This is a genomic window from Chryseobacterium sp. 22532 (assembly GCF_052044665.1).
Taxonomy (GTDB): domain Bacteria; phylum Bacteroidota; class Bacteroidia; order Flavobacteriales; family Weeksellaceae; genus Chryseobacterium; species Chryseobacterium lathyri.
In genome coordinates this window covers 1-5,382 of record NZ_JBQENJ010000014.1, presented here as the reverse complement: position 1 = coordinate 5,382, position 5,382 = coordinate 1, and the positions used below count along the sequence as shown (strand labels likewise).

Annotated in this window: 3 protein-coding genes; all 3 read left to right on the top strand. The window is 37.0% G+C overall.

Annotated features, from left to right (window positions below; genetic code table 11):
• Window positions 1-1,101: T9SS type A sorting domain-containing protein (locus ACTJIV_RS20285; protein WP_440629263.1), on the top strand; the 1,101-nt coding region annotated here is incomplete at its 5' end.
• A 4-nt stretch (window positions 1,102-1,105) separates the two neighbouring features.
• Window positions 1,106-4,381 (top strand): hypothetical protein, encoded by a 3,276-nt coding sequence (locus ACTJIV_RS20280; protein ID WP_440629262.1) that lies wholly within the window; start codon window positions 1,106-1,108, stop codon window positions 4,379-4,381.
• A gap of 8 nt (window positions 4,382-4,389) precedes the next feature.
• On the top strand, window positions 4,390-5,382 hold a 993-nt coding region (locus ACTJIV_RS20275; protein ID WP_440629261.1), incomplete at its 3' end, for a DUF6443 domain-containing protein.

The following is a 5,382-nucleotide window of genomic DNA, read 5'->3' as shown; positions in this document are numbered from 1 at the left end:
GATGAAGAAGCAAGATCTGTTATTCAAACAACAGACTTAGGATTCTTTGTAGCTGGTAACGTTCAGAATTCAGCTAAAGGTTATGGTTCAAAAGATGTTTTAATTGTAAAACTCGATAAAGATGGAAAAGAACTCTCTCAGTCTATTTTAGGAGGAAAAGGTCTTGATGAAATAGAGAAAATGATTCCCACTAAAGATGGTGGTGCCTTATTAGGAATCTATTCCAGAAGTGCTACAGGCGGTTCAAAGAAAACTGAAAATTTTGGAGAAGGAGATTACTGGGTGATCAAGCTGGATAAAACGGGGAAAACAGAATGGGAAAAGAATTTTGGAGGCAAAGCAGATGATCATTTAAGAACATTGGCATTGACCTCTTCAGGCTATTTAATTGGCGGTGAATCCAGATCCGAGAGATCAGGAAACAAAACCGCAGGAATAGAAGAAGGCACCGATCTATGGCTGATCTCATTAAACGAAAGAGGCGAAGAGCTTTGGCAGAAGTCTTACAATTTTGGGAACAGAGATATTCTGATGGGAACGAGTGTAATCCAGAGTCAAGATTCAAGAGCCAAGAACCAAGATGTCACAAAAGGAATTCTTTTAGGAGGCTATACTCAGGCAGAAGGAAGAATTGAGACTGATGATGAAACCTTCTGGATGCTGTATTTGGATCAAGAGGGCAATGAGCAGTGGAGAAAACACGTAAAAGGAGAATCCAGGAAGAGAGAAGAAAGACTTTCAGATATAAAGCTGAATAGAGATGGCTCAATCATTTTAGCAGGAACCAGTGCAGAAGAGCTTGGAAAAGAGAATTGGAAGATCGTAAAGCTGGGAGATAAACAACTTGATCAGCTTATAGAAAAACAAGACATCAAAATCTATCCTAATCCTGTTTCAGATTATGCATATGTAGAAATTGGTTTTGATTTTAAAGAAGCTGATATTACTTTGTACGATATGGGCGGGAGACAGCTTCAGAGTTTGAAAACTAAGAATAAGATTACTAAAATTAATACCCAGAATTTGATACAGGGGGCTTATCTGGTGACGATAAAAACGGATACTAATAAAACAGCAAGTGCTAAACTCATAAAAAAATAACACGATGAAAAAAAAATTAACATTGGTGGGGATTATTTTTTCTGCTTTGGTGTATAGCCAAAGTAATACCCCAGAGGATTATACTACCAATACGAATGATGCTGGCAAACACATTCCTAAGATATCTCCAACCAGCCCTGAATCATTTAAATTCAGCCAATATGGAAATGTTCCCATAGGAATGTTTACAGGTGCTCCCAATATTAATATACCAATTACAGAACTTTCAGTCGATGGAACAAGTATTCCCATTTCTTTAAACTATGCTTCCAACGGAATTAATGTGGACGAAATGAATGGCTCAGTAGGATTGGGATGGACTTTTATTTCAGGTGGAGTAATTACCAGAACCATACGGGATAGACCCGATGAAGAAAGTAGTTTTAATAGTGGGGATGTTCCACTAACTGAGAACTTTGCTACACAACTGAATGCGTACCTGGCATTTTGTGAAAATGATGATTTTGATTCTGAGCCTGATTTGTATTCTGCGAACTTTGGTGGTTATAATGTGAAATTTGTGATCAATAAAGCAGGTAATATTATTATGATTGATCAGAAAGATTACCAAATTAAAAGAAATGATAATGGAAACCTATTTTCAATTATCTTGGATAATGGAGTACGATATAATTTCAATGCTGTAGAATATATACAAAACAGGACACTTAATACTGGAGGACATCAGCCTCCACAACAATATATACAATCATGGTATTTAACTTCCATCATTACTCCTAATGGTCAGACACTTACCTTTGAATATCAGGATGTGAATTATACGACCATTCTTTCACAATCCCAAACAATGACCTATACCAAAGAGGAACAGTATAAATATGGAGATGTATTATATGGTGGTTCTTTGGGACTGCCTTATTGCCCTCTTATAACATATACAATACCACCTGATTTAGGTCTTATTGCAGATTCAGAGCAGTATGTATTGGGCAAACAACTCAAAAAAATATATGATTCCAATAATAATTCTATCGTTTTTTCATATTCGGCGCAAAATGGTGATTACTCAAAACTCACCAGTATCAAAAAATATCATAATAATATAGATGTAGATGATTATAGTTTTAATTATACCACCACCGGAGCATCAAGACTTTTCTTAACCGAAATACGAAATAATAAAACGAATTCGTTACATAAATTTATCTACAATAACCCTGAGGGACTTCCTTCAAGATTGAGCTTTTCTAGGGATATGTGGGGATTTTATAATGGGGCGAGCAACAGCAGTCTCGTACCTCAATTGTTTTCGAGTAACGATACTACAGCACCTCAATATAGTGGCGCTAATCAGAAAGTTGAACCTTCCTATGGACAGTACGGGTTATTAAAAACCATTACTTACCCAACAGGAGGCAACACATTGTTTAATTACGAAAATCACGTTAGGAAGGAAAATGTTTTGGTGTATGCACCTGAAGTTTTTTTAGGTACCTCGACTGTCAATAACTCTAACACTTATGATTCAACACAGGAATTAACTATTACCCCTGCAAAGTCGGGATATGTTCGTATTCAATTATCCAATTATCTTAATCCTTATGGGAACTGTAAAGACAGCCCTGATTTAGAAACTGATAAGCAGAAAGGTGGAATGTGGGTTAAAGATCAGTCAGGCAATTATATGCCTTTATTTGAATATTTTCCTGGTATCGGATATACCTCTCTTGGTATTTCGGCAGAATCTTCATTGAATAATAGCCAAACAGCTTATGTATATGTTGAGAAAAATCAGACCATTAAAATCACTGTACAAGCATTATTCGCTTGTTGTCAGGCATATATTCAGGCTTACTACTTTGATCAGGAAGACAAATATGTATTACAAGATGTGTTAAAAGGAGGATATAGAGTTGCATCAACGGTTGACACTCCTGTTGACGGACTTCCTATAACCAGAAAATATAAGTATATTAGGGATAATGGGGAGTATTCTATTAATATTACCAGAGACCCTGTATTTGTTGAAGATAGGTTGGTAGGTTCACTTTGTATAGGCTCTACAAATTCGTTGCCTGCTATGTCCACCTATACGGCCATTACTTCATCCAACATAGGCAGGTTATTTTCTTTTAATCCGAATATTTTTTATGATACCGTGGAAGAACAAATAGAAGGAAAAGGAAAAAGTGTCCATTATTTCAGTTCCGAGACGGATTACCCGGGTAATCCTATTAAAGGAGGTTCTATTATCTCTGCTCCTTGGACGAACTCAGGTTGGAAGAATGGAAAAGAGGTATTAACCGTTTATAAAGACAATGGGGGAACTACTTTAAAAGCTGTTGAAAATCTGTATGCTGAAGATCCCACCAGAATATCTTATCTGGGAGGTATCAGTCGACGTAAAATTTATGAGCCTGTTGCCACTAATGGTAATAATGGTACTTGGGATGCTGATCATCCACATATGGATGTTGTATATTATAAAAACATCAGCCGTTTTACTTATTTAAAATCTCAGAAAACAAGTGATTATTTAAATGGTGTTCCGGTTGTTACCCAAACAGAATACTTCTACAATAATCCATCGCATTATCAGCTGAATAAACAAAAAATTACTTTTCCTGATGCATCTATTAATGAAACAAATTACAGTTATGCTCATGAAAAAGGTAACCAGTTAATGATTGATAAAAATATGATTGGTATTCCTTTAGAAACCTCTACAACCCAGACTATGGGAAATATGACAAAAACAATATCAAGAACAGAAACACTGTTCCCAAAAACTGTTGCTGAAATTACCAACAACAGCTCCTCTCTAGTTCTTCCTTTATCCGTTCTTTCCTATGATCTTCAGAACAACGCTCCGTCTACTGAAGTTACCTACGACAGATACGATTCCAAAGGTAATTTACAGCAGTATACGGCAAAAGATGGCACTTCAACGGCTATCATATGGGGATATAATCAAACCCAGCCTATAGCCAAAATAGGCGGCGCTAAGCTTGCTGATATTCCGCAGGCACTCATCGATAATATTGTCAACGCATCCATTAATGATGACCAGTTGGGTACGGATGCATCAGAACAGTCACTGATATCAGCTTTAGACCTATTTAGAAATAATGCTGCATTATCAGTTTATCAAATCAGTACGTACAGCTATGATCCATTAATTGGAGTAAGAAGTATTACGCCACCATCAGGCATCAGAGAGTTTTACATTTATGATACCGCCAATAGATTAAAAGAAGTAAGAGAAAACAGTCAGAGTGGTAAAATATTGAAAGAATACAAATACAACTACAAAAACTAAACACAATCATGAAAAAATTAATCATTCCCATTGGGCTGTTGCTGTTCAGCCATTCATTACAGGCTCAGCTTACCCAGGGAGAAAATTATGTCTATTCAAAAACATATCTTTCAGACCCTGCCCTTTCAACCCCAAAAACCTCAGAAACCGTCCAGTATTTTGATGGTTTGGGCAGACCAAAACAGGTAGTGAATGTAAAAGCCTCACCATTAGGAAAAGATATGGTTACCCATATAGAATACGATGGGTTCGGAAGACAAGTGAAGGATTTTCTTCCTATTCCTCAGTCAGGAACCCTGAATGGTGCTATTGTTCCAACTCCATTAGCTAATGCTCCATCGGTATATGGCTCAGAAAAAATCTATGCAGAAAAGGTTCTGGAAAACTCTCCACTGGACAGAATCCAGCAACAAGTTCAGGTGGGTAACGACTGGACCACTAAACCTGTTAAATTTGATTATGAAGCCAATATTGGAGAAGATTATATAAGAAAATATGAAACTACTACGACATGGGTTGAAGGCAGAACCCAAACCTCTGTTCAGCTCCTCCAATATTTCCAGCCTTCACAATTATACAAAAACACGGTAACTGATGAAGACGGCAACAAAACCATAGAATTCAAAAACGGTAAAGGACAGGTTTTACTGGTTAGAAAAGTATTGAATTCCACACAGAACACAGATACCTATTATGTTTATAATGAATATGATCAGCTGGCATTTGTGATACCACCTTTAGCATCAGCTCCCACTGTAGAATCTGCTACAATGGAAAACCTCTATTATCAGTACCGCTATGATGGCAGGGGCAGGCTCGTAGAAAAGAAACTACCCGGAAAAGGCTGGGAATTCATGGTGTATGATAAATCAGACCGTTTGATTTTGACTCAGGATGCTGTAATGGATACACAAAATAAATGGCTCATGACCAAATATGATACATTTGGAAGAGCGATCCTTACAGGAATTATTTCAGCAGGAGAAAGAGCTGCTTTACAG